Below are 25,257 nucleotides of genomic sequence, written 5' to 3' on the forward strand. Positions count from 1 at the left end.
GTGCAGCGATTCGAAGGGCGCGTCGCCGTCGTCACCGGCGGGGCGAGCGGGATCGGGCTGGCGACCGTCCGGCGGCTCGCGGCCGAGGGCGCCAAGGTCGTGATCGCCGACCTGGACGAGGCGGGCGGCAAGCAGGCGGCCGAGAGCGTCGGCGGTCTGTTCGTCCGCACCGACGTCACGTCCGAGGAGGACGTGAAAGCGCTGTTCAAGGCCGCCCACGACGCCTACGGACGCATCGACGTCGCGTTCAACAACGCGGGCATCTCCCCGCCGGACGACGACTCGATCCTGGACACCGGCCTGGACGCCTGGAAGCGCGTCCAGGAGGTGAACCTGACCAGCGTCTACCTGTGCTGCAAGTACGTCATCCCGTACATGCGGGAGCAGGGCAGGGGCTCGATCATCAACACGGCGTCGTTCGTGGCGAAGATGGGCGCGGCGACCTCGCAGATCTCCTACACGGCGTCCAAGGGCGGCGTCCTGGCGATGTCGCGGGAGCTGGGCGTCCAGTTCGCGCGCGAGGGCATCCGCGTCAACGCCCTCTGCCCGGGCCCGGTGTCCACGCCGCTCCTCCAGGAGCTGTTCGCCAAGGACCCGGAGAAGGCGGCCCGGCGGCTCGTCCACATCCCGACCGGCCGCTTCGCCGAGCCCGAGGAGATCGCCGCGGCGGTCGCCTTCCTGGGGTCGGACGACGCGTCCTTCATCACCGCGTCCGAGTTCCTCGTGGACGGCGGCATCTCCGGCGCCTACGTGACCCCCCTCTAACCAGCGCATCCCCGTCCCAGCCCCGGAACCCGCCCTCACCAACTCACCACCCTCCAACTGGAGACACACGCTCCAGCAGGGGTTACGGCCTCCAGTAGGAGTTACGACCTTCAGCAAGAGTTACGGTCCTCAGCCAGAGTTACAAGCCTCAGCAAGAGTTACGGTGTTGAGTAAGAGTTACATCCTCTAACGATTGAAACTCGCCCTCAGCACCGTCACTGGGTCACGCAGGCGGGACGGCCTGGAGCAGTGACGAAACGGGGCGGGCCGAAGCGACGGAAAGAAAGGGCGCCCGGCCGGAGCCGGGCGCCCTTTCTGATGCGCGAGGAGGTCACGGTGCCGGATGCGTGAGGGGTCACGGGACCGGACGCGTGAGGGGGGTTACGGGGTCGGGTGCGTGAGGGGGGCACGGGGTCGGGTGCGTGAGGGGGGCACGGGGTCGAGTGCGTGAGGGGGGCACGCGGCCGGATGCGTGAGGGGGGTTACGGGGTCGGGTGCGTGAGGGGGTTACGGGGCGTCGGCGTGGGTGAGAGGGGTTACGGGGCGTCGGCGTGGGTGAGGGTCTCCCAGCCGAGGAAGTAGGACGGGCCGGCGGGACGCTTCGAGGTGACCAGCTGGCCGGTCTTCGGCAGCGAGAGGCCGAGGCGGTGGTGGAACTCGTTGTAGCCGATCTCGAAGACCGGGCCGACACCCGTCTTCGGGGCGCCCTTGCAGAGCCAGGACGGGGCCTTGGTGCCCAGGTCGTACTGGGCGTGGAACTCCATGGCCTTGGTCAGGCGCTCGCGGCCCTCCTTGTAGAGGTCCAGGCCCTGGAGGTGGGCGGTCTCGGCGACGTGGGTGGCGGCGTCGAGGGCCCAGCCGGTGTGGCCGAAGTCGCGGCAGGTCTCCTGGGCGAGGCCGTCCACGAAGGTGCTCTGGCCCGACCAGTACTTGATCGTCGCGGCCTTGCCGGAGATGCCCGCCGGGACCTTCGGGAGCGGGCCGTCCTTCTTGAGGTAGATGTACTCCGGCAGCCGCTTGCGCCAGCGCGCGACGGCCTGGTTGAACGTCGCACGGTCGTCGGTGTGGACGGCGATGGAGATCGTCGCGTCCGTCATGATCAGTTCCCAGTTGCCGTTCGTCGTCGGGCGGCCCTTGTTGACGACGGGCAGGTAGACCGTGCGCAGGAACGACGCGAACTTCTTGGCGCCCTTCCACTTCGTCCCGTAGGGCGAGTACTTGACGATCTCGGCGGCGCGGGCCCAATCGTTGGCGGCCCAGCCGGCCTGGAGCGGCGCGTTGGAGTTGGTGTGCTCCTTCAGGACGTTCGCCCACGCGTCCATCAGCTGGACGGCCTTGGCGGCGTACCGCTGGTCGTGGTTGACCGTGTAGGCGAGCGCGTCGGTGTAGGCCGCCATCGCGTCGTCGCGCTCGTCCGTGCAGCCGTGGTTCGGGTTGGAGCCCGAGCCGCACTCGACGTTCGCGCGGGGCTTCGGCGTCCGCGCGAGGTCGGCGTACTTGCTCGCGAGCATCGCGTCGTACGCCTTCTTCTGCGGCTGCTTGCCCGCCTTCACGCGGGACCGCATCGCGTCAAGCTGGGCCTTCCCGACCAGCACGCCGGGGTGCTTGAAACCGGCGGCGGAGGTCGAGCCGACCGTACCGGCGGCATGCTCCACGCCGCCGGACGCGCCGGACGCGCCGTTCCAGGCGACCGCCACCACGGACGCGGCGACCACGGCGGCCCCCGCTCCGGAGGCGAGCCAAACGCGGCTCCGGGTGAACGCCATCGCGAGTTCCTCTCGATCGGCTGACAGGTCGCTCCCAGGCCGGACGACCCGCTCAGGTCGCTCCCAGCCCGAAAGACCGCTCTCAGCTCACTCCCAGGCCGAAAGACTGCTCCCGGTCACTCCCGGGCCAAAGACCGCTCCCGGTCGCTCCCAGGCGAAAGACCGGCTCTCGGTCGCTCTCAGGCCGGAAGACCGCTTTCAGGTCGCTTTCAGGCTGGAAGATCGCTGAGTTGCGGGATCATGCAACCGTCGCGGCCGGGTCCCGTCAATCAGAACGCCGAAATCAGCCACAAACCACGACAAGTCGGCTGGTAGCGGTTCCGGGCCGCTGATACATTGCGGACAGCCGTTGATCCCGCGCGGGAGAGCGCCCCCGCAGCCGGCGGGGGCCGCCGAAGGAGCAACTCCTCCCCGGAACCTCTCAGGCCCCACGGACCGCGCGGACCAGGCGACCTCTGGAAAGCGAGGGCGTCACCCGCCCTCCGCCGAAGGTGAAAGCCCCGCCGTGCGCCCAGCACCGCACCGGCCGCAGCGCTCCGGCGCGGCGGACCCGCCCGGTCGCACGGCACCCGCGTCGCAGCCGCGCCGCACCGGGGTGAAACTCTCAGGCGCCGATGACAGAGGGGGAGGCACCGAGCCGCCCGGTGCGCGAGTGGGACCATTGACGGAGTCCACGCGCGCCCCGCGACCAAGGAGCCAGACCCATGTCCGCCGACCCGACACCCAAGAAGACGCCGCTCTACGACGTCCATGCCGCTCTGGGCGCCAACCTCGTGGACTTCGCGGGCTACCTCATGCCGCTGCGGTACGCGAGCGAGACCGCCGAGCACCGGGCCGTCCGCACCGGCTCCGGGCTGTTCGACCTCTCCCACATGGGCGAGATCTTCCTCACCGGCCCGCAGGCCGCCGCCGCGCTGGACTTCGCGCTGGTCGGCAACATCTCGCCGATGGCCGTGGGCAAGGCCCGCTACACCATGATCGTCCAGGAGGACGGCGGGGTGCTGGACGACCTGATCGTCTACCGGCTCGCCGCCGAGACCTACCTGGTCGTCGCGAACGCCTCGAACGTCGCGGTCGTCCGGGACGCCCTGGTCGAGCGGGCCAAGGGCTTCGAGGCCGAGGTGGACGACCGGTCCGACGCCTACGCCCTCATCGCCCTCCAGGGCCCGGACGCGCAGGACATCCTGCTCCGCTACACCGACGCGCCGCTGCCCGAGCTGAAGTACTACGCCATCCTGCCCGGCGAGGTCGCGGGCGTGGACGCGCTGATCGCCCGCACCGGCTACACCGGCGAGGACGGCTTCGAGCTCTTCGTCGCCGCCGACGACGCCGTGGGCCTGTGGAACACGCTGGCCGGAGTCGAGGGGGTCGTCCCGTCCGGGCTGTCGGCGCGCGACACCCTGCGCCTGGAGGCCGGGATGCCGCTCTACGGCAACGAGCTGACCACCGACACGACGCCGTTCGACGCGGGCCTCGGCCGGGTCGTGAAGTTCGAGAAGGAGTCGGACTTCGTCGGCCGGACCGCGCTGGCCGCGCGTGCGGAGGCCGCCGCAGGCCGTAGGCTCGTGGGACTGGTGGCCCGCGGGCGGAGGGCGCCCCGCAAGGGGTACGCGGTCGTCGGCCCGGACGGCACGCCGTGCGGGGTCGTGACCAGCGGCGCTCCGTCGCCCACACTGGGCACGCCGATCGCCATGGCCTACCTGGACGCCTCGGTCCCCGAGGACACCACCGAGCTGGCCGTGGACGTGCGCGGCCGGCACGAGCCGGTCGACGTCGTCGCCCTGCCTTTCTACAAGCGTTCCTGAATCCCTGGAGAGAGAAACACGTGAGCGTTCCGGAGCAGCTCCGCTACAGCGAAGAGCACGAGTGGGTCGCCGGCCTCGACAACGAGGACGGCATCGTCACCGTCGGCATCACCCAGCACGCCGCCGACGCGCTCGGCGAGATCGTCTTCCTCGAGCTCCAGCAGGGCGAGGGAGACACCGTCGAGTCCGGCGAGACCTGCGGCGAGGTGGAGTCCACCAAGTCCGTCAGCGACCTGTACTCCCCGGTCAGCGGCGAGATCACCGCGGTGAACGCGGCCGTGGTGGACGAGCCGAAGGTGATCAACGACGACCCGTACGGCGAGGGCTGGATCTTCAAGGTGAAGATCAGCGAGGAGCCCGGCGACCTGCTGGACGCCGAGGCCTACGGCAAGCTCATCGAGGAGTCCTGACCGTGGCCCCCCTCTCGTCGCACGACGCCCCGCTGGCGGAGGTCGACCCGGAGGTCGCCGCCGCCGTCGCGGACGAGCTGCACCGCCAGCAGTCCACCCTGGAGATGATCGCCTCCGAGAACTTCACGCCCGTCGCGGTGCTGGAGGCGCAGGGGACGGTCCTCACCAACAAGTACGCCGAGGGCTACCCGGGCCGCCGCTACTACGGCGGCTGCGAGTACGTCGACGTCACCGAGCAGCTGGCCATCGACCGGGCCAAGGCGCTGTTCGGGGCCGAGTTCGCCAACGTCCAGCCGCACTCGGGCGCGCAGGCGAACACCGCGGTGTACTTCGCGCTGCTGAACCACGGCGACACCATCCTGGGCCTGGACCTGGCGCACGGCGGCCACCTGACCCACGGCATGCGGCTGAACTACTCGGGCAAGGTCCTCAACGTGGTGCCCTACCACGTCCGCGAGGACGACGGCCTGGTCGACATGGACGAGGTCGCGCGGCTCGCCGAGGAGCACCGGCCGAAGATGATCGTGGCGGGCTGGTCGGCCTACCCGCGGCAGCTGGACTTCGCCCGGTTCCGCGAGATCGCCGACTCGGTGGACGCGCTGCTCATGGTGGACATGGCCCACTTCGCGGGCCTGGTCGCGGCCGGGCTGCACCCCTCCCCGGTGCCGCACGCGCACATCGTCACGACCACCACGCACAAGACCCTCGGCGGTCCGCGCGGCGGCCTGATCCTGGCGAAGGAGGAGTTCGGCAAGAAGATCAACTCCGCCGTCTTCCCCGGCATGCAGGGCGGTCCGCTGGAGCACGTGATCGCCGCCAAGGCGGTCGCGCTGAAGGTCGCGGGCTCGGACGAGTTCCAGGACCGGCAGCGACGTACGCTGGAAGGGTCGCGGATCCTCGCCGAGCGGCTGCTCGCCGAGGACGCGTCCAAGGCCGGCGTCAAGGTGCTGACCGGCGGCACGGACGTGCACCTGGTCCTGGTCGACCTGGTCGACTCCGAGCTGACCGGCCGGGACGCCGAGGACCGGCTGCACGCCATCGGCATCACCGTCAACCGGAACGCGGTCCCGAACGACCCGCGTCCGCCGATGGTGACGTCCGGGCTGCGGATCGGCACCCCGGCGCTCGCGACCCGCGGCTTCCAGGCGGAGGACTTCCGCGAGGTGGCCGACGTGATCGCGCTGGCGCTCCAGCCCGGCTTCGACGAGGCCGCGCTCAGCGCCCGGGTGAAGGCGCTGGCCGCCAAGCACCCGCTCTACCCGAACCTGTGACCCCCGAGCCCCCGTCCCGTCCGGGCGGGGGCCCGGGGCTCACCCCGCTACAACGGAGTAGCAGACCTGCCATGGCTATCAGCGTCTTCGACCTCTTCAAGATCGGCATCGGGCCGTCGTCCTCGCACACCGGCGGGCCGATGGCCGCCGCGCACCGCTTCGCGCGCGGCCTCGACCAGGACGGCGTGCTGGAGAAGACCGCGTCCGTCCAGGCGGTCCTGTACGGCTCGCTCGGCCTGACCGGCAAGGGGCACGGCAGCGACAAGGCCGTGATCCTCGGCCTGGAGGGCGACAAGCCCGAGCTGGTGGACGTGGACACCGCGGACGAGCGCATCGCCCGCGTCCGCGAGACCGGCGAGCTGACCCTGTTCGGCGCCCAGACGGTGCCGTTCGTGATCGGCGAGCACCTGGTCTTCGAGCGCAAGATCTCCCTGCCCGGCCACCCGAACGGCATGCGCTTCACCGCGTTCGACGCCGACGGGAACGAGCTGCGGTCCCGGGTCTACTACTCGGTCGGCGGCGGCTTCGTCGTGGACGAGCACGCCACCGGCGCCGACCGGATCAAGCCGGACGACACCGTCCTGCCCTACCGCTTCGACACCGCGGCCGAGCTGCTCGACCGGTGCCGCGAGACGGGCCTGTCGATCTCCGCGCTGATGCTGGAGAACGAGAAGGCCTTCGGACGCACCGAGGCCGAGATCCGGTCCGGCCTGATCGAGCTGTGGCAGGTCATGCGCGCCTGCGTCGACCGCGGCTGCTCGCGCGAGGGGCTGCTGCCCGGCGGGCTGAAGGTCGCGCGCCGCGCGCCGCGCCTGCACCGCAAGCTGACCTCGGAGAAGGCCACCGACCCGCTGCACGCGATGGACTGGGTGACCCTGTTCGCGCTGGCCGTGAACGAGGAGAACGCCGCCGGCGGCCGGATCGTGACCGCCCCGACGAACGGCGCGGCGGGCATCGTCCCGGCCGTCCTGCACTACTACGACCGGTTCGTCCCGGGCGCGGACGACGAGGGCGTCGTCCGCTTCCTGCTCACCGCGGCGGCGATCGGCGTGCTGTTCAAGCAGAACGCGTCCATCTCCGGCGCCGAGGTCGGCTGCCAGGGCGAGGTCGGCTCGGCCTGCTCGATGGCCGCCGCCGGCCTCACCGAGGTCCTCGGCGGCACACCCGAGCAGGTGGAGAACGCCGCCGAGATCGGCATCGAGCACAACCTCGGCCTCACCTGCGACCCGGTCGGCGGCCTCGTCCAGGTCCCGTGCATCGAGCGGAACGCGGTCGGCGCGATCAAGGCCATCAGCGCCGCCCGCATCTCCCTGCGCGGCGACGGCAAGCACTTCGTCTCCCTCGACCGCGCCATCAAGACCATGAAGGACACCGGCCGCGACATGCTCGACAAGTACAAGGAGACCTCGCGCGGCGGCCTAGCCGTCAACGTCATCGAGTGCTGACCCCGACCGCTCGCCACCAGGCGTCCGTCCGGAGACGCCCGTCACGAGGCGGGCGTCGCAAGTCGGGCGTCGCAAGGCGAGCGGCGCGAGACGGCCGTCATGAGGCGGGCGGCGCAAGGCGGGCATCGCGAGACGGGCACCGCGAGACGGGAGTCGCAAGGCGGGCATCGCGAGACGGGCACCGCGAGACGGGAGTCGCAAGGCGGGGGTCGCGAGGTCGCCCGGAGGCAGGCGTCGCGAGGCGAGTGTCAGCAGGCGCGGCGGTCCTTACCAGGCGGTGCTGACGGGCTGTGGAGCCGGGACGGCGTCGAAGGCCAGGCGGAACGGGCTGAAGGTGTGCGGCAGCGGGCGGGGCGGGTCGAGTTCCTTACCTGCGCGCTGGTGGTAGTCGTGCCGTTCGAGCAGGGCCGCCAGGAAGCGGGACGTCGTCAGCAGGACCAGGTCGCGGCCCGGGCACTGCGCCGGGCCCGCGCTGAACGGGATCGCCTCCCAGTCGTGCTCGGGACGGCCGTCCAGCCAGAGGTCCGGGGTGAAGGCGTCGGCGTAGGGCAGGTTCTCGGCGTCGCGGCCGAGGAACGGCGTGAAGAGCAGCAGGCCGGAGCCCTGCGGCAGGACGTGGCCGTTCCACACGGTCTCCTCGGTGGTGTCGCGGAGGATCGCGGGGCTGGTCGGCCACAGGCGCAGGGACTCCTGGACGCAGGCGCGCAGGAACGGCAGGTCCGTCTCGTCCGCGCCGCTGTCACGGGCCAGGACGGCCTCCTCGCGGGCGCGGGACGCCTGCTCCGGATGCGCCGCGAGTAGGGCCAGCGCGCGGAACGCGGCCATCGCCGCGGGCTCGTAGGCGAACAGCCACTGCGGCATCTGCGACTCGACCCCGGGTGAGGCGAGGGCGTCCGGGGCGGCGCGGACGGCGTAGCGGTGCAGCCGGGACGCGAACGCGCGCTCGACCCGCGGACGGTTCGGGTGCGCGAAGGCCCAGTTGGCGTCCATCCGCAGCCGGGTGAGCAGGTCGGTGGTGATCGAGTCGTCCCGCGCGGCGTCGCCGAGGACGATCCGGCGCACCACCCGCCACCAGGTGCGGCGGAAGTCGTCCCAGGCCAGCACGCCGGTGCGGTCGGCTCGCCGGAGCAGGTCGGCGGCCTCGTCGTCGATCTTGGCAAGGAACGCGCCGGCGTGCCGGTGGACGCGCCCGGTGTCGAGCGCGACCTCGTTCCGCTCCCGCAGCTCCTCGCGCTCCGACCCGCGCGTCACCAGCACGCCGTGCGGCTGGAAAAGCCGGAGCGCGGCGCGCTTCTCCAGGCTCGCGACGGCGAACGGCTCGGGCGATCCGTCCAGGACGCGGTGCACGTGGTCGGGATGCAGGACGAGCGCGAAGTCGCGTCCGGGGAGGTTGAGCAGCAGCGGCTCGTGCCCGTACCGGCCGCGCAGCTCGGTCAGCAGCCGGACGGCGTGCCCGTCGGCGTCCACCTGCTCCTCGGCGGCGACCACGCGCGGGCGCCGGGCGAGGACGCCCTTGGCGACGGTCGGCGCGACCACCGCGGCGAGCACGCGGAGCGTGTCGGCCACAGAGGCGCGCGGTACCTGGCGGGTCATCTGGTGCTCCCGGGATTAGACGGCGTCTTCCACCCTTCGCCGTTCCCCTGTGACGCGACGGAAACACGGGACGCACGGGCCGGACGCGGTGGAAAACCCGGCACGTCCAGGTCAAGCGCACCAGACAAACCGAACACTCAGGACACCCCGGACGACCACCTTCGCCCAAGACGGAGCAGCCGCGCCGGCCAGTCAGCTCAGCCCCGCCGCCCGCCGCCCCCAAGTCCAGGCGAACGCACCGCCGAATATTCCAGTCAGACCGCACGGACGCCTCGCCCGAGGCCAAGCGGACGCGCCGTCGGCCATTCCGGTCGGGCGCGAGCGGACGCCTCGTCCGAGGTGGGGCGGACGCGTCGGATACACCGGCCAGGCCCGGCGGACACCCCCAGGCGTGCTGGGCGGACACCCCCGCGCCGCAGTCGGGTCAGACTGGCTGACGCCTCGTCCGAGGCCAGGCGGACGCGCCGCCGAACACTCCGGTCGGCGCGGGCAGACACCTCGCCCCGGGCTAGGCGAACAAGCCGCCGGGCGGTCGGGGCAAGCCGGGCGAACGCCCCCGGCGCGCTGGGCGGACACCCCGCGCAGAAGTCGGGTCAGACTGGCTGGCGGCTCGCCCGAGGTCGGGCGGGACGCGGCGCCGAACACTCCGGTCGGTGCGGACGGACACCTCGCCCCAGGCTGGCCGGACGAGCCGCCGGACGTTCCGCCTGGGCCGGGCGACGCCTCGACCGAGGCTAGGCGGACGCGCCGAACAGCTGGCCAGGCCGGGCGGGCGCCTCGTTCGAGGTTGGGCGGACGCGCCGGTGGGCGGTCGGGGCAGGGCGGGCGGACGTCCCCGGCGTACTGGGCGGACGCCGGCGCGTGGCAGGCGGGGTCAGGTTGGGCGGACGCCTCGGCCATGGGGGCTGTGGGCGCCCTCGCGGGCCGGTTCGCCGCAGGCGGCGCAGACCACTTCGGGGACGAGGTCCGCGCCGCAGGAGTGGGTCCAGGTGACGGGCGGATCGTCCGGGTTGATGTGCTTGTCGCCCCACTTGAGGAGCAGTAGCAGGACGTCGCCCAGCTCCCGTCCGGCCGCGGTGAGGTGGTACTCGTACCGGGCCGGGCGGTCGCTGTACCGCTCGCGGCGGATGATCCCGGCGCTCTCCAGCTTCCGCAGCCGGGTGGTGAGGATGTCGCGGGACGCGCCGGTGTTGCGGGCGATGCCGTCGAAGCGCCGGACGCCGTGGAACAGCTCGCGCACGACCAGCACCGACCAGCGCTCGCCGATCAGCTCCAGGGTGTCGGCGATCGAGCAGGGCCTCGGGTCGGCCTCCTTCGGCGGCATGCCCGCCATGTTAGAGCCGCTCCGAGCCTGCCGCGCCAAGCCCGCCGTGGTGGTCGTGCATGTCAGAGCCGCTCGATGATGGTGGCGTTGGCCAGGCCGCCCGCCTCGCACATGGTCTGGAGGCCGTAGCGTCCGCCGGTGTCCTCCAGGGCGTGCAGGAGGGTGGTCATGATGCGGGCGCCGCTGCCGCCGAGGGGGTGGCCGAGGGCGATCGCGCCGCCGCGGACGTTCGTCCGGGCGGGGTCGGCCCCGGTCTCGCGCAGCCAGGCCAGCACGACCGGGGAGAACGCCTCGTTCACCTCGAACAGGTCGATGTCGTCCAGCGCGAGGCCGGAGCGGGCGAGGGCCTTGGCGGTGGCGGGGATGATCGCGGTGAGCATGAGCAGCGGGTCGTCCCCCGCGACGGCGAAGGTGTGGAAGCGGGCGCGCGGGCGCAGGCCGAGGCGCTCGGCGGCCTCGCGGCTCATCACCAAGACGGCGGCGGCGCCGTCGTTGATCGGGGACGCGTTGCCCGCCGTGATGTTCCAGCCGATCTCCGGGAAGCGCTCGGCGGCGGCCTCGTAGTAGTACGCGGGCTTGAGGTTCGCGAGGATCTCGGGCGTGGTGGTCGGACGGATCGACTCGTCCGTCCCCGGCCAGGCCAGCTCGCGGTCGAACGCGCCGTTCGCGGTGGCCTCGGCGGCCTTCCGGTGGGACGCGGCGGCGAACTCGTCCAGCTCGGTCCGGGTGAGCTTCCAGCGGGACGCGATCAGCTCGGCGCTGATGCCCTGCCCGACCAGCCCCTCGGGGTAGCGGGCGTTCAGCAGCGGGCCGAACGGGTCGCTGCCGGGCAGCACCCCCGAGCCCATCGGGACGCGGGACATCGACTCGACACCGCACGCGATCGCCACGTCGTACGCGCCGGAGATCACGCCCTGCGCGGCAAAGTGCAGCGCCTGCTGGGACGAGCCGCACTGCCGGTCCACGGTCGTCGCGGGGACGGACTCGGGGAACCCGGCGGCGAGGACGGCGTTGCGGGTGAGGTTGAGGGACTGCTCCCCGACCTGGGTGACCACGCCGCCGATCACGTCGTCCACCACGGACGGGTCGATGCCCGTGCGCTCGACCAGCGCCTTCAGGGTGCGCGCGAGCAGATCCACGGGGTGGTCCTCGTGCAGCGCGCCGTTCGGCTTGCCCTTGCCGATCGGGGTCCGGACGGCCTCGACGATCACCGCGTCTCGCATCACTGCCTCCTCAGTTGGAACTTCCAACCCGAGTCTCGCGCAGCAAGTTTGATTTTCCAACTCACTACCCGCGTGGGCAGCATCACAACTGACCGTGCGGAGCGCCACCGCAACTGAACGCACGGGCAGCGTCGCAGCTAGACGCACGGCCAGCGTCGCAGCTGGACGCACGGCCAGCGTCGCAGCTGGACGCACGGCCAGCGTCGCAGCCGGGCGCACGGACGGTGTCGCAGCCAGGCGCACGGGCGGCGTCGCAGCTGGGCGCGCGGACGGTGTCGCAGCCGGGCACGCGGGCGCCACCGCGACTTGGTGCGCGGACGGGGTTTCGCAACTGGACGCATGGGCGGAGTCGCAACCGAGCGCATGTGCGGCGTCGCGACGCAGAAGACGTCCGGGGCGAGGGTCGTCCCGGACGTCTTTGGACAGTGCGAAATACGGGTGCGGACCAGGGGTCGTGGCGGTTGGGCACGGCCCCCGGACCGCTCCGGGCCACTCAGTGGAAGGGGCCCGTTGGCAGGTGGTTCAGATGGGGCCTCCATCCGTCGAAGGGCTCCCTCGGGGAGCCGTCGGTCTGCTGGTACTCGCTCAAGCGCGCACCTCCCGTTCCTTCGACTTCGGCGGAACACCACGAACGCTAGGCGCCAGAAGGGTGATTTTGGGGATTATGCGGACAAAAGTGTCGTCAAGGTGCGAGGGCCATCGCCCCGAGGATGCGTCCGGCCAGCTCCTGGTCCCCGCTGACCTCGACGGTCACGGCGTCCGCGGTGCAGCGCCCGGTCACCAGGCGTACGAACGTCTCCCAGTCCATGCGCAGGACGGTCGCGTCCGCGCCCGGTTCGTCGACGAGCGCGGCGCGGCCCTCGCCGTCCACCCGGACGTGCTTGGTGATCTCGACCGGGCCGGTGATCTCGAAGGTCACGGCGGTGCCCGCGGACGCTCCCGCGCGCTTCCCGACGATCATCGGCAGGCCCTGCGAGACGACGGCGAACATCCGCTCGCCGGCCGGCGCGTCCAGGTTGCCGGGACAGCCGACCGCGCGCCGGATGTCCTGCTCGTGCACCCAGCAGTCGAACGCGCGGAACACCATCAGCTCGGTGTAGGTGCCCATGCGGCCGATCGGCAGCAGCGCCGGCTCGTCCGGCGGGGTCGTCTCCAGCTTCACCAGCCGGCGGTCCAGGACGTCCCGCAGCTCGGCCAGCACCTCGGGGCCGGGGGTGCCGCGCCGGAAGTCCACGCCGGGCTCCATGAGCCTGCCGAGGTCGTTGCGGACGTGCGGGAGATCGTCCGGCAGCGCGTGCCCGGGCGCGGGATCCTCGCCCAGGAGCAGCAGCTCCACGCTCGCCAGGTGCGACACGATGTCCTTGACCGTCCAGCCGGGAAGCTCGGTGGGCTGCACCCAGTCCCCGTCGCCGAACGCCTCCGCCAGCCCGATCGTCGACCGGACGGTCTGCTCGAACGCGGCCACATGCCCCGCCATGAGTTCGCTCATGGCCGCACATCATCGCGCAAGCACGCCGCCCCGACCAGCCTCCAGAACCCAATTCGGCCCTTCAGCGGCACACCTCACAAACCCACCCACCGCCGCACGCCACCTCTCCGGGCCAGCGGAGCGAGCCTCACCCAGTGCGCCAGCGGGACCCCGGTGCGGCAGCACAACTCGGCCCGTGCAGCGGCATAGCCCAGCCAGACCAGCGGTGCGCTGCGCACCAGCCACTCGGCGCGGCGACTCGCCCGCTGCGGCGACGGGCACCCGGGTGCGGCGGGCGGCTCAGCTCGTCCGGCCGCGCGGCTCAGCTGGATCAGCGGTGGCACCGCGCGCTGGGCATTCGGGATGGCGGGGCGCGCCTTACCTTGCGCAATGGCGGGCCACCCGGTGCAGCGGGGCGGCTCGGCTCGTCCGGCGGCGTGGCTCGGCGCGGGTCAGGTTGTTTGGTGGCGCGGCTCAAGTCGATCAGTGGGCGTGGGGTGATGGTTATTCGACTTGGCGGCGTTCGTCGCCGGTTACCAGGCGGAGGCGGACGACGGCGGGCATTCGGTCCATTTCCAGTGCGCTGCGCAGCCGTGCGAGGGCTCGGTCCTGGATGCTGCGGCGCAGTTCCAGCACGTCAGCGCGGCGCTCGTAGGTCACGTTCAGGCGCAGTTTGGGTGCGGACGGCTTGCCTGTCAGCCGCGCCCGCGCGGACCGGACGCCGGGGACCTCCTCGATGTCGTCCTGGAGCGCGCTCGCGAGCGTCCCGGCGGGCACGACCGTCTTGCCCGTGCCGTCCCCATCGTCCAGGACGACCCCATTGATGCGGTCGGACCGTCCCTGCGCGAGGAGCCAGACCACGCCGATCACCGCGAGGACGGCCGCGACCCCGCCGACCGTGGGCCAGAACCAGGAATGGCTCGACGCGTAGTTCCGCGTCGAGTCGCTGAGCATCGGCTCGTGCGCGCGCGCACTGCCGAAAGCGTGCAGACCGAGCGCAAGCCCCGCTCCCCCGGCGACGGCCAACACCAGCCCCGTCAGGACGAGCAGGACGCGGTTGAGCCCCGCAGCGTGCCGATCCATCCGTCACCCCTTCCTGGTCAAAGCCTTGCGGTCAGGTCGGCTTCTTGGTGCGGGCCTTCACGGAGACCTTGTACTTGGTCAGCGGCCGGATGTCGTCCAGCCTGGTCTCGACGGAGCGCTTGACCTTCTCTGTCACCTTGTCGACCTCGTGCGAAGGGCAGTGGACCGACACCGTGACCCGGTGGCGTCCCAACTGGACGCGCGCGTCCGACGAATGCGCGACGTCCTCGGCGGCCGCCGCGAGGCTGGAGCGGAGCCCGCCGGGCGTGATCGCCATCGCGAGGTCCGGGTCGTCGCCGCGCAGCGGGACGACGTGCGGGCGCCCCGGCAGCAGCCCGGCCAGCAGGAACCACAGCCCGACCAGCGCCACCGCGCCGCAGACGACCAGCACCGCCCAGTTCTTCCAGGTGTGTCCCTCGGCCCAGTTCGCCACCCGCCCGTACGAGACGATCTTCGCGGGATGCCCGGCCCGCTCCGAGAACACCTCGATCGCGGTGATCGTCCCGATGGCGGTGAGCGCGAGCGCCGCGATGAGCGAGGTGACGATGCGGCGCGGGCGGAACGCCGAACGCGCCGCGCGCGCCGCCTTCTTCCCCTTGGTCGCCGGCCTCGCGGCCGTCTTGGCCTGCGGAAGCCGTCCCGCGTGCGTGGTCACTCCAGTTCCCTCCGCCGGTTCCGCTTGCCCGCCCGCTCGTCGTCCTGGTCGAACGAGGCGAACTCGACGTCCACCCGCTCGACCGTCATTCCGGTCATGGCGGCGATGCGGCTGCGCACCTGCTCGCGCACCTGCCGCGCCACCTGCCGGACGGGCGCCGGGTACTCCACGGACGTGGACACGCGCGCGGTCACCCGGTCGCCGTCCACGTCGATCTGCACCCGCGCGTCGCGCCGCCCGCCGACCTTGACGCCGAGGACGGTCTTGTCCAGGCCGGTCGTCCCGGCGGCCTCGCCGGCGGCCCGGCCCGCGACGCGCTCGATCACCCGGTCCTTGATCCGGGTCTCGCCGCGCTCCTCGGCCTCGGTCTCGGCGGACGGGTCGGATCCGGCGCGCGCCGCGGTCGTCATGCCGTGGGCCGCTTCCGGTTGGCGAGCGAGTCCCAGACGCCGGCGACGTCGATCTCGCCCGCGACGGCGCGTCCGGCCAGCAGGCCGAGGAGGCCGAGCACCAGCACCAGCAGGAACCCGCCGAACCCGCCGATCACTCCGGCGAAGCCCAGCGCCGTCCCGTAGGCCAGGCCTACGACCGACCAGACCGAGATTCCGTTCATGTCTCCCCCTTGAACCGCTCTCGCACCCCTGACCCATCCTTGCGACCGTTAGAAGCTATAACTTTCGCGAGAGCCCGTTCCCTCGCCCGGCTCTCGCATCCCTTACCCGCCCTCACAACAGTTAGAGGCCGTAACTCTCGCAAGAGGCCATTCCCCTACTGAGGCCCCTGTCGCACACTCAACAAGCGGTTAGCGCAGGCGGCGGGCGCGACGGCGGCGGTAGCGCCAGCGCAGGACGAGCGCGATCGGGCCGAACCGCCTTCGGAAGCCCACGATCGGCGCGTCCAGCGGCGCACCGGACCGCACCCGGCCCCGGCGCCTGCGGCGGAGCCCGGCGGCGAACGCCTCCGGATCGCCGCCGAGGTCCGGATGGTGGGCACGGACCCAGGCCCGGAACGCCGCGCGCTCCGCCCTGGCCTGGTCACCCGGCCTCATCCAGCCGCGCCGCCCGAACCCACACGCCCCCCGTCTCCCGCTCCCCGGTCCCCCGTTCCGCCGTCGTTGCCGGGCCGAGCGTTGGCGTCTCCGCCGTCGTCCGTCCGGGCGTCGCCCGATCCGGTGTTGCCGGGTCGGTTGTCGGCGTCCCCGGCGGCGCCTGTCCGGGCGTCGGCGGGGTCGGCGGTGGGTTGGTCGCCTTCCGGGACGATGTCGGCGATCAGGACGTCCACCCGGCGGTCGCCGGAGAGGGGGCGCGCCGTGGCGCGCACCTCTGCGGCGATCTCGTCCAGCGGACGGCCGAACCGCGCGACCACCCCGATCTCGACGGCGTCCTCCCGGACGGCCACCCCGGCCAGCGGTGGTCCGGCGCGGTAGGTCGCGAGCCGGACCGAGTGGCCGGCCGACAGGCCCACCACGTCCGGCAGCGCGGTCACCGCGCCGGCGACCCGCTCGGCCACCTCGGCATGCGACGGCGCGACCTCCGCGTCCGCCCTGCCGTTGCCGACCCCCTCGCCTGATCCGCCGCCCTTGTCCTTACCGGCGTCGGCGCCCTTGCCAGCGGCGCCGTTGCCCCTTCCGGCGTGGGCGCCGTTGCCCTTGCCCGCGTCGGCACCGTTGCCGGTTTCGGCGTCAGCGCCGTTGCCGGTGTCGGCAGCCTTGCCGGTTTCGGCGTCGGCGTACTTGCCCCTTCCGGCGTGGGCGCCGTTGGCCTTGCCAGTGTCGGCGGCCTTGCCGGTGTCGGCGTCAGAGCCCTTGCCGGCGCGGGCGCCGTTGCCCTTGGCAGCGTCGGCGCCGTTCCCGGTGTCGGCGGTGGCGTCGGTGCCCTTGCCGGTGTCGGCCTTGGCGGCCTTGCCGGTGTGTTTGCGGGCGGTGGGCTTCTTGCCGGGGCCGTTTGGCTTGCCGGGGCCGGTGGCGTTGTCCGGGTCTGTCGGCGGGCCGGTCATCCGGCGGGTCACTTCACCCGTGGTGCCGGCTTCTCGGCGTCGTGGTGCGACGCGTCGTCCTTGTGGTTGTTCTCCTCCCCTGGGAGGTGGACGTCGTCGACGGTGATGTTGACCTCGACCACCTCCAGCCCGGTCATCTGCTCGACCTGCGAGATCACGCTCTCCCGGCAGGCGCGGGCGAGGTCCGGGATCGCGACCCCGTACTCGACCACCAGGTCGATGTCCACGGCGGCCTGCTTCTCGCCGACCTGGACCGCGACGCCCTGGGTCACGCTGACCCCGACGCCCGGGATGCGCTCCTTGACCGAGCCGAAGGTCCGGGCCATCCCGGCGCCCATGGCGTAGACCCCGCCGACCTCGCGGGCCGCCATGCCTGCGATCTTCGCGACGACGCCGTCCGCGATCCTGGTCTTGCCGGTGTCGCTGACGAGCGCGCCGTCTCCGGTGTGCGCGACCTCCCGGCCGCCGGACGGGTTCGGCTTGTGCCCCGCTCCGGACCGCACGTGCTGGCTCGGCAGCGAGTCGACCGGCCGCTCCTTGGTGGCCTGCTGTCCGCTCTGCTGACTCACGGCGAATTCCCCCTGTCGCCTCGTGACGTGCCGGGTTCATGCTCACGTTCCGTAACAGGAAAACCGCACCGGAGGGCAAGAGAGCACCAAAGTCGATCAACTAGATAAAAAGGACCGGTGACGCAAAGCGCCCACCGGTCCCCTGAATCCGACAATCAGTCCGTGATCACGATCCGGACTTGAACATGCCCTTGATCTTCTCCTTGGCGTCTTCCGTCTTCTTCCTGACGTCGTCCGCCACGTCCTTGGCCTGCGACTTGACCTGGTCGCCCTTGCCCTCGCCCTCAAGCCGGGAGTTCCCGGTCGCCTTGCCCGCCGCCTCCTTCGCCTTACCGGCGTACTCCTCGCCCTTGTTTCCCAGATCACCCACGGCTTTTCCCCCTATCGCCGGACAGTGCTCCACCAGGTCCTCTACCCGACATCACGGTCCGTAATCGGGGTGCGGGCACCGTCTGCCGCACCGCGCCGCCTCGCGCGCGGGATCAAGAACGCCTCGACGTCCGCGTCGGCGGGCACGTCCAGCGGATCCGGCTCGGGCGACGGCTCCGCCAGCCGGTATCGGACGACCACCAGCAGCGTCTGCATGCCGACCGCATCGCGGAACCTCGCCACCGGCTCGCCGCCGAGCGCCGCGTGCAGGTCACCGGGACACGCGTCCGGCGCGCAGTCCACGGTCAGCACCAGCCGGGGCCGCGCCGGCGTCCCGGTCAGCCGCACCCGGACGTCCCGGACGCCCGGCATGCGCACCACGTCCCGGACGAGGTCGCCGGACGCGGCGCGCGCGTGCATCCGCGTCGCGCCGTCCATGGCGGGACGCCTGCGCAGCCTCGCCTCCCGGACCGTCCCGCCGAACCCGACCAGCCCGGCCAGCGCAACGACCTCCGCGACGGCCCCGGCCAGCGGCCAGAACCAGTCGTGATCCCGCACGTACCGCTCGGTCGCCGCCGACAGCACCGCCGCGCCCGCAGCGTCCGGACCGAACGCGCCCAGCCCCGCGCACAGCGCCAGCACCCCGCCCGCAAGCAGCAGCACTCCGGCCAGCCCCGCCACAACCCGCATCCCCAGCCCTCTCCTCACCAACTCCCGCCACCACCCGGCAGCCGATCAACCCACCACCCGGCGGCCGGTCAACCCACGCCGTCCCGTCACCGCACGCCGGTCACCGCCGCGCGGTGGGCAGCCGCCGCGCGACGGTCCGTCCACGCGCGACGGTCGCTACGTGCCGATACGTCACCGCGTGACGCTCACTGGCCTCGCGCCGGTCAGCCGCCACGCGATGGTCCGTCTACCCGCCGCAGTCCTTCGTCGTGTGCCGCCCCTTCGCCACGCGCCCGTCTTTCGCCACGCGCCGGTCCCTCAATGCGCACCCGTCTTTCGACGCGCGCCCGTCTTTCGCCATCCGCTGGTCCCCCAACGCGCGTCCATCGTTCGCTGCGCGTCCGTCTTTCGCCACCCGACGGTCCCTCAACGCGCGTCCGTCGTTCGACGCGCGCCTGATCTCCGTCGCGGACCGGTCCGTTTGCGCGCGCCGGTCCGTCTGCGCGCGGTGGTCAGTCGTCGCGCCAGGTCAGGCGGACGTCGATGCGGCGGTGGCGCATCAGGCCGAAGCCGTCCAGACGGTCGCGGACGGCCTGCCGGACCAGGTCCGCGCTGTTGGCCGGATTGCGGTACCGGGTCATCGTGCGGACGACGACGCGACGGTGCACATGGCCGCGCAACCGGATCCGCGCGCGCTCGATGCCGGGGACGTCCAGCGCGGCATCGGCAAGCTCGCGGCGCAGGTCGCGCCGGGAGACGGCGCCCGCGAGCCGAGCGTCCGTGCCCTGCACCGGCTCCCGGCGCGGACGGCCCGGAACCAGCGACAGCAGCAGCCAAGCGCCCGCGACCACAAGCCCGGCCGCGACCGCCAGCACCGGACGGTCATGCCACGCCGCGTGATGCAACGCGTCCCGAACCGTCCCGGCCGGGACGATCCACACCGGCTCCCCGATCATCGTGGACAGGATCTGCACCGCCGCGCCGCCACCACCCACCGCCAGCACCAGGCCCGTTCCCGCCAGCAGCGCCGTGCGGCGCGGCCGGAACTCGGCCATCGCGGTCCGGCGCGCCTGCTGGCGGGCGTGCGCGTCCTCAATGAGGTCCTGCGCCAGCGTCTCGCCCATCACCACCCCCACGCGGGAACCGGGACCGCCCGGAACGCCGCTACCCATGGTGAGGCAACGCCACGTTCGGTGAAACCCGCCATGCCGTGGACCCAGGAGACCGTCTCAAGACCCGGACGAGCACGGGCGCCAAGGCACCCGAAAGAGGCGCACGGCAGGAACCCGCGAGACCGGCCAGGACGCAGATCGGAGTGCACCGCCAAGGCGTCCGAGAACACGGCACGACGCGGACCCGAGACGCCCGCGCAGGCCGCGAGTCGGAACGCATGCCGAGCCGCCCGAAGGAAGCGGGCACAGCGTAGACCCGGGACACGTCGGTACAGGACGCGGATCGGAACGCACGCCAAGGCGCGCGAGCGAAGCAGCACGACGCGAACCCGGGACATCGACGCAGCACGAGGCGGGCACCAAGGCCAAGACGTCCGAAAGGCGCGACACAGCGCGGATCCAGGCCACCGGCACGGGATGCAGACGGGCACGAAGGCCAAACGTCAAAAAGACGCGACACAGCGCGGACCCGGGACACCGGCACGGGACGCGAACCGGAACGCACGCCGAGGCATCCGAGAGACGCAGCACGTCATGAGCCCGAGACCGGCTCGGACACGGACCGGGGGGCAGGCCAAGGCACCGATGGAAGCGGCGCGGACGGGACGCTGGCCGAAGTACGCGAGAGGCTCGGCACGGCTCGGCCGCGGACCGGAACGCCGACCGAAGTACGCAAGGGGCGTAGCGCCGCGCGGGCACGGATCAGAGCGTGGGCCGAGGTGCGCAGCACGGCTCGGCCGCGGACTGGGGCTCAGGCCGAGGCGCGCGAGGGGCGCAGCGCCGCGCGGGCACGGATCAGAGCGTGGGCCAGGGTGCGCAGCACGGCTCGGGGCGCCGACTGAGACTCAGGCCAAGGCGCGCGAGGGGCGCAGCGCCGCGCGGGCACGGATCAGGGCGTGGGCCGAGGGGCGCAGCGCGGCTCGGGCGGGGACCGGGGCGTGGGCCGAGGGGTGCGAGGGGCGCGGCGTGGGTCGGGGCGCTGGCTGGGGTGTGCGAGGGGGTGGCGTGCCTTGGTTCTGCGGGCGGGGTTAGGAGGCGGGGTGGAAGCGGACTTCGGGGCGGCCTACCTGGCCGTAGTGCGGGCGGCGGACGGCCAGGCCGTTCTCCGCCAGGTATTCGAGGTAGCGGCGGGCCGTCACGCGGGACACCCCGGTCTGCGCGGCAGCCTCCGCGGCCGATAGGCCGTCGGCAGCGCCGGTTAGCGCGTCGCTGACCGCCTGGAGGGTCTCCTGGCTCATGCCCTTTGGCAGCGAGCCGCCGAGTTCGGGCGTGCGGAGCGTGGCGATCAGGCCGTCCACGTCCGATTGGCCCGCTGCCTCGCCGTCCTGTCCGGCACGGTCGCGGAACCGCGCGTACGCCTCCAGCCGGTCGCGCAGCGAGGCGAACGTGAACGGTTTGAGCAGGTATTGGACGACCCCGGCGGACACGGCCGAACGCACCTCCGCCAGGTCCCGCGCGGACGTCACGGCGATCACGTCCACCTGGCGGCGCGAGGCGTGCAGCGCCCGGCACACCGCGAGGCCGTGGCCGTCCGGCAGGTAGAGGTCCAGCAGGACGAGATCGACCGGCGTCCGCTCGCAGAAGCGCAGCGCGTCCGCGCCCGCGTGCACCACGCCGGACACCGCGAACCCGGGCACCCGCTCGACGTACCGGCGGTGCGCCTCGGCCGCGAGCGGGTCGTCCTCAACCACCAGGACGCGGATCATCGCGCCGCTCCTTCGTCGAGCGGCGACCCGGTCGCCGCGACTCCCCGGCCGCTAACGCCGGCTCCGTCCAGCAACGGCCGGATCATCGCGCCATCCCTTCGGCCAGGCACACCACGGTCACCACGACTCTCCGTCCATCAGCGCTGGCTTCCTCGACCAATGGCCGGGTCATCGCGCCCTCCCTTCGCCGCGCAGCGACCCGGTCAACACGACTCCCCGACCGCCAGCGCTGAACCCGTCCACCAACCGCCGGGACATCGTCCCCATCCCTTCGCCGCGCGGCGGCCCGGTCTCTGCGACTCTCCGACCGTCGGCGTTGGGTCCGTTCACCGGTGGTCGGGTCATTGCGGCGTTCCTTCTGTGGAGGGCAGGCGGACGGATACGATCGCGCCGCCGCCGTCGGGTGTCGACACGTCGATGGAGCCCTCGTAGCGGCGGACGGCCCGTCCGACCAAGGCCAGGCCCAGGCCGGCGTGGCCGCTTTCCGGTTTGGTGCTCCAGCCTCGCCGGAACATCGCGGGCACCTCCTCGCGAGCGACGCCGGGGCCGCTGTCGGCGACCTTCAGCAGCAGGCCGTCCGCGTCCGTGCGGACGGTCACCTCGACGCGCGGGGCGCGGGCGGCGGCGTTCTCGATCGCCGCGTCCAGCGCGTTGTCGACCAGGTTGCCGAGGATCGTGACCAGGTCGCGCGCCCCGACCCGGCCGGGGCCGCCGGTCTCGCCGATTTCGGAGTCGGACGTGACCACCAGTTCCGCGCCGCGCTCGGCCGCCTCGGCGGACTTGCCGAGCAGCAGCGCCGCTAGCACCGGCTCCCGGACGGCGCCGACGACCCGATCCGTCAGCTCCTGCGCGGTCGCGAGCTCCGCAGTAGCGAACTCGACCGCATCCGCCGGACGGCCCAGCTCGACCAGCGAGACCACGGTATGCAACCGGTTCGCGGCCTCGTGCGCCTGCGCGCGTAGGGACTCGGCGAATCCGCGCACGCTGTCCAGCTCGCCCATGAGTGATTGCAGGTCGGTGTGGTCGCGCAAGGTGACGACCGTGCCCATCGCCTTCCCGCGCGAACGCACAGGGACGGTGTTGACGACCAGAACGCGTGTGTCGGCGACGTGGATCTCGTCGGCGCGTCCGGTACTGGAGGTGAACGCAGCAACCAGCTCGTCCCCGAGGCCAAGGGCGGTGACCGGGCGCCCGGTGGGGTCGGCGGGCAGGCTCAGCAAGTCGCGCGCCGCGTCGTTGCATAGGACGACGCGTCCGTCCCGGTCCACCAGCACCAGCCCTTCGCGGACGGCGTGCAGGATCGCCTCGTAGTAGTCGAACATGCGGCGCAGCTCGTCCGGCGCGACGCCCCGGGTCTGGCGCCGCAGCCGCGCGCCGACCAGGACGCTCCCGACGACGCCGAGGCCGAGCACGGCGACCGCGACCAGCGCCAACGGCACCAGCCGCTCGCGCAGCTCCGCCGAGATCGCGCGGACCGTGATCCCGACCGACACCAACCCCACCACCCGCTCACCCCCGACGGACGACGTCGTCCCACCGCCAGCCCCCGTCCCACCGGCGGACAGCGACTCACCACCACGCGCCGTCCCGCCAGCGGACGGCGACTCACCGCCAGGCGTCGTCCCACCGGCAGACGGCGTCCCACTGGCGGAATACGTCCCGCTGCCAGACGGCGACTCACCGGTGGACGGCGTCGCGCTGGTGGAGGGCGAGGCAACGTCGGAGGGTGTCCCGGCGCGGGAGGGCCTTCCGGCGGCGGACGGCGGCCCGGCAGTAGGCGGCGTGCTGGGGGTGGAGGGGGTCTCGTCGGAGGGTGCGGCGTCGGCGAAGACGGGGACTATCGTGCGGACGGACGGGCCGAGGGTGCCGGTGTAGGTCTCGGTCAGGCGCCTGCCCTGCTGGGCGGGCGCGATCGTGCCGAGGTAGCGCTGGCCGATGCGGCGCGGGTCGGGGTGGGTGAGGCGGACGCCTTCCGGGGTCATGATCGTCACGAAGTCGACCCCGCCGTCCACCCGGACCCGTTCCGCGAACGGCTGCAGGCCGAGGTCGGCCCGTCCGCCGGGACGCAGCCGGGCGCCGGGTCCGGCGGAGAGCAGCGCGTCGCGGACGGTCGGCGCGTCCGCCACGGAGGCCGCGACCGAGGTGACCGCCTGCCGCGCCCGGTCCCGCGCCGCCCGCACGGACGCCTCGTACGCCACCCCCGCCGACGCCGCCACGAGCACGACGACCAGCGCCAGATGCAGCGCCAGCAACTGCCGCGCCACGCTCCACCGCCGCCCCGGACGCATCGACGCCACCCGCTCCCATCCGCTCTGACCTGCCCTGATGCCTTGTCGCACGGTACCGCCCGGCCGGTGAACGCAATGTACGCAAACGTGACGCCGGTCACGTGGTCGGCCAAGGTTACGCCAGACCGGCGTCCGCCCCGGAGTCCCCTGCTCCCGGACGGACCACCCCATCCGACCCCGAGGAGGCCACCGTGCCCTCCGGCACGCACCCCACCCCCGCGAGCCCCGCCCCCGGCGCGCCCGCCCGCCGCGACCCCGTGCGCTACCTGTACCTCGCGGTGCTCGCCGCCGTCGTGCTCGGCGTGGTCGTCGGGCTCGCCGCGCCCGATTTCGCCACCGACCTCAAGCCGCTCGGCACCGGCTTCGTCAACCTGATCAAGATGATGATCTCGCCGATCATCTTCCTGACCGTCACGCTCGGCATCGGCTCGGTCGCCCGCGCCGCCAAGGTCGGCAAGGTCGGGCTGCTGGCGATCGGCTACTTCCTGGTGATGTCCACGTTCGCGCTGGCCATCGGCCTCGCGGTGGGCAACGTCCTGCACCCCGGGGACGGGCTGCACCTGACGTCGGCGCAGACCGGCGCGGCGCACAAGGCCGCGTCCGGCGGCGAGAACACCACCGACTTCCTGCTCGGCATCATCCCGACCACGCTGCCGTCCGCGCTGACCGAGGGCCAGGTGCTGCAGACGCTGCTGGTGGCGCTGCTCGCCGGGTTCGCGCTGCAGAGCATCGGGCCCGCGGGCGAGCCGATCCGCGGGGCGCTGGAGCTGGTGCAGCGCTGGGTGTTCCGGATCCTCGCGATGATCATGTGGGCGGCGCCGGTCGGCGCGTTCGGCGCGATGGCCGCGGTGGTCGGCGCGACCGGCTGGAGCGCGCTGCGCGGCCTGCTGGTGATCATGCTCGGCTTCTACGTCACCTGCGCGCTGTTCGTGTTCGTCGTGCTCGGCGCGGTGCTGTGGCTCACGGCTCGGATCAGCATCCTGTCGCTGCTGCGGTACCTCGGCCGCGAGTTCCTGCTGATCCTTTCGACGTCGTCGTCGGAGTCGGCGCTGCCGCGGCTGATCGCGAAGATGGAGCACCTCGGGGTGTCCCGTCCGGTGGTCGGCATCACCGTCCCGACCGGGTACTCCTTCAACCTGGACGGCACCGCGATCTACCTGACGATGGCGACGCTGTTCATCGCGTCCGCGCAGGACAAGCCGCTGTCGCTGGCGTCCCAGCTGTCGCTGCTGCTGTTCATGATCATCGCATCCAAGGGCGCGGCCGGGGTCAGCGGCGCCGGGCTCGCCACGCTCGCCGGCGGCCTCCAGTCGCACCGGCCCGAGCTGGTGGACGGCGTCGGCTTCATCGTCGGCATCGACCGGTTCATGTCCGAGGCCCGCGCGCTGACCAACTTCGCGGGCAACGCCGTCGCGACCGTGGTCATCGGCTCCTGGACGAAGGAGTTCGACACGGAACGGGCCCGTTCCGTCCTGTCCGGCGCGGAGCCCTTCAACGAGATCACGCAGATCGACACCGACGAGAACCGCCCGCTAGAGGACGCAACCCCCGCCCCCGCCTGACCGCTCGCCGGGATGGCCGCTCGGCCGGACGGTCGCCTGGCCGGACGGCCCGCGTCACCGCTTGGCCGGACGGCCCGCTGGACGGCTGGTCCAGCGGGCCGTCCGGGCCGTCCGGGCCA

At 72.6% G+C, this 25,257-nt stretch carries 23 protein-coding genes and 1 riboswitch; of the genes, 6 read left to right on the forward strand and 17 right to left on the reverse strand.

Features of this window, described 5'->3' with window-relative positions:
• The gene (locus tag FHU30_RS00935) at positions 1-765 is read left to right on the forward strand and encodes a 3-oxoacyl-ACP reductase (RefSeq protein WP_253870212.1); all 765 of its coding nucleotides are present in this window, start codon (positions 1-3) and stop codon (positions 763-765) included.
• A gap of 536 nt (positions 766-1,301) precedes the next feature.
• On the opposite strand, the gene FHU30_RS00940 is transcribed toward FHU30_RS00935, so the two are convergent.
• The gene (locus FHU30_RS00940; RefSeq protein WP_253870213.1) at positions 1,302-2,531 is read right to left on the reverse strand and encodes an alginate lyase family protein; all 1,230 of its coding nucleotides are present in this window, start codon (positions 2,529-2,531) and stop codon (positions 1,302-1,304) included.
• A 350-nt stretch (positions 2,532-2,881) separates the two neighbouring features.
• A riboswitch (glycine riboswitch) is annotated at positions 2,882-2,979 on the forward strand.
• A gap of 256 nt (positions 2,980-3,235) precedes the next feature.
• On the opposite strand from FHU30_RS00940, the gene gcvT reads away from it, so the two are divergent.
• The 4 genes from gcvT (at position 3,236) to FHU30_RS00960 (ending at position 7,462) form a co-directional block, all read left to right on the forward strand.
• Positions 3,236-4,336, forward strand: coding sequence for a glycine cleavage system aminomethyltransferase GcvT (gcvT, locus tag FHU30_RS00945; protein WP_253870216.1), 1,101 nt, complete (start codon positions 3,236-3,238; stop codon positions 4,334-4,336).
• 20 nt (positions 4,337-4,356) lie between these two features.
• Positions 4,357-4,746, forward strand: a complete 390-nt coding sequence (gene gcvH, locus FHU30_RS00950) for a glycine cleavage system protein GcvH (protein WP_253870219.1) — start codon at positions 4,357-4,359, stop codon at positions 4,744-4,746.
• A gap of 2 nt (positions 4,747-4,748) precedes the next feature.
• Positions 4,749-6,017 carry a serine hydroxymethyltransferase gene (glyA, locus tag FHU30_RS00955; protein WP_253870222.1) on the forward strand — a complete coding sequence of 423 codons (1,269 nt, stop codon included), beginning with the start codon at positions 4,749-4,751 and terminating at the stop codon, positions 6,015-6,017.
• A gap of 71 nt (positions 6,018-6,088) precedes the next feature.
• On the forward strand, positions 6,089-7,462 hold the full coding sequence (locus tag FHU30_RS00960) for an L-serine ammonia-lyase (protein ID WP_253870225.1): 1,374 nt from the start codon (positions 6,089-6,091) through the stop codon (positions 7,460-7,462).
• 267 nt (positions 7,463-7,729) lie between these two features.
• On the opposite strand, the gene FHU30_RS00965 is transcribed toward FHU30_RS00960, so the two are convergent.
• From FHU30_RS00965 to FHU30_RS01040, 16 genes are all read right to left on the reverse strand, one after another.
• Positions 7,730-9,055 carry a cytochrome P450 gene (locus FHU30_RS00965; protein ID WP_253870228.1) on the reverse strand — a complete coding sequence of 442 codons (1,326 nt, stop codon included), beginning with the start codon at positions 9,053-9,055 and terminating at the stop codon, positions 7,730-7,732.
• An 874-nt stretch (positions 9,056-9,929) separates the two neighbouring features.
• Entirely contained in the window at positions 9,930-10,379 is a 450-nt protein-coding gene (locus tag FHU30_RS00970; protein WP_253870231.1) for a winged helix-turn-helix transcriptional regulator, read from the reverse strand.
• 62 nt (positions 10,380-10,441) lie between these two features.
• Entirely contained in the window at positions 10,442-11,602 is a 1,161-nt protein-coding gene (locus FHU30_RS00975) for a thiolase family protein (RefSeq protein WP_253870234.1), read from the reverse strand.
• Positions 11,603-12,284: 682 nt separating this feature from the next.
• Positions 12,285-13,091: a maleylpyruvate isomerase family mycothiol-dependent enzyme gene (locus tag FHU30_RS00980; RefSeq protein WP_253870236.1), complete on the reverse strand. Its 807-nt coding sequence runs from the start codon at positions 13,089-13,091 to the stop codon at positions 12,285-12,287.
• 483 nt (positions 13,092-13,574) lie between these two features.
• The gene (amaP, locus tag FHU30_RS00985) at positions 13,575-14,153 is read right to left on the reverse strand and encodes an alkaline shock response membrane anchor protein AmaP (RefSeq protein WP_253870239.1); all 579 of its coding nucleotides are present in this window, start codon (positions 14,151-14,153) and stop codon (positions 13,575-13,577) included.
• 31 nt (positions 14,154-14,184) lie between these two features.
• A complete protein-coding gene (locus FHU30_RS46825) occupies positions 14,185-14,808 on the reverse strand; it encodes a DUF6286 domain-containing protein (RefSeq protein ID WP_253870241.1) in 624 nt (207 codons plus the stop codon).
• Entirely contained in the window at positions 14,805-15,218 is a 414-nt protein-coding gene (locus FHU30_RS00995) for an Asp23/Gls24 family envelope stress response protein (protein WP_253870243.1), read from the reverse strand. Before FHU30_RS00995 ends, FHU30_RS46825 begins: the two co-directional genes overlap by 4 nt.
• A complete protein-coding gene (locus tag FHU30_RS01000; RefSeq protein WP_253870245.1) occupies positions 15,215-15,421 on the reverse strand; it encodes a hypothetical protein in 207 nt (68 codons plus the stop codon). The genes FHU30_RS00995 and FHU30_RS01000 overlap by 4 nt, the downstream gene beginning before the upstream one ends.
• 189 nt (positions 15,422-15,610) lie before the next feature.
• Positions 15,611-15,856, reverse strand: coding sequence for a hypothetical protein (locus FHU30_RS01005; protein ID WP_253870247.1), 246 nt, complete (start codon positions 15,854-15,856; stop codon positions 15,611-15,613).
• On the reverse strand, positions 15,853-16,803 hold the full coding sequence (locus tag FHU30_RS01010) for a hypothetical protein (RefSeq protein ID WP_253870249.1): 951 nt from the start codon (positions 16,801-16,803) through the stop codon (positions 15,853-15,855). Before FHU30_RS01010 ends, FHU30_RS01005 begins: the two co-directional genes overlap by 4 nt.
• 8 nt (positions 16,804-16,811) lie before the next feature.
• The gene (locus FHU30_RS01015) at positions 16,812-17,321 is read right to left on the reverse strand and encodes an Asp23/Gls24 family envelope stress response protein (protein WP_301322605.1); all 510 of its coding nucleotides are present in this window, start codon (positions 17,319-17,321) and stop codon (positions 16,812-16,814) included.
• A gap of 217 nt (positions 17,322-17,538) precedes the next feature.
• Positions 17,539-17,742: a CsbD family protein gene (locus FHU30_RS01020; protein ID WP_253870254.1), complete on the reverse strand. Its 204-nt coding sequence runs from the start codon at positions 17,740-17,742 to the stop codon at positions 17,539-17,541.
• Between the two features lie 41 nt (positions 17,743-17,783).
• A complete protein-coding gene (locus tag FHU30_RS01025) occupies positions 17,784-18,431 on the reverse strand; it encodes an alkaline shock response membrane anchor protein AmaP (protein WP_253870257.1) in 648 nt (215 codons plus the stop codon).
• 491 nt (positions 18,432-18,922) lie between these two features.
• A complete protein-coding gene (locus FHU30_RS01030) occupies positions 18,923-19,534 on the reverse strand; it encodes a DUF6286 domain-containing protein (protein ID WP_253870260.1) in 612 nt (203 codons plus the stop codon).
• Between the two features lie 1,076 nt (positions 19,535-20,610).
• Positions 20,611-21,288 carry a response regulator gene (locus FHU30_RS01035; RefSeq protein WP_253870264.1) on the reverse strand — a complete coding sequence of 226 codons (678 nt, stop codon included), beginning with the start codon at positions 21,286-21,288 and terminating at the stop codon, positions 20,611-20,613.
• Positions 21,289-21,629: 341 nt separating this feature from the next.
• On the reverse strand, positions 21,630-23,552 hold the full coding sequence (locus FHU30_RS01040) for a sensor histidine kinase (protein ID WP_253870266.1): 1,923 nt from the start codon (positions 23,550-23,552) through the stop codon (positions 21,630-21,632).
• 215 nt (positions 23,553-23,767) lie between these two features.
• Between FHU30_RS01040 and FHU30_RS01045 the strand changes: the two genes are divergently transcribed.
• Positions 23,768-25,138 carry a cation:dicarboxylate symporter family transporter gene (locus FHU30_RS01045; protein WP_253870268.1) on the forward strand — a complete coding sequence of 457 codons (1,371 nt, stop codon included), beginning with the start codon at positions 23,768-23,770 and terminating at the stop codon, positions 25,136-25,138.
• Positions 25,139-25,257: the final 119 nt, after the last annotated feature.

It is taken from the genome of Actinomadura rupiterrae, assembly GCF_024172125.1.
Taxonomy (GTDB): domain Bacteria; phylum Actinomycetota; class Actinomycetes; order Streptosporangiales; family Streptosporangiaceae; genus Spirillospora; species Spirillospora rupiterrae.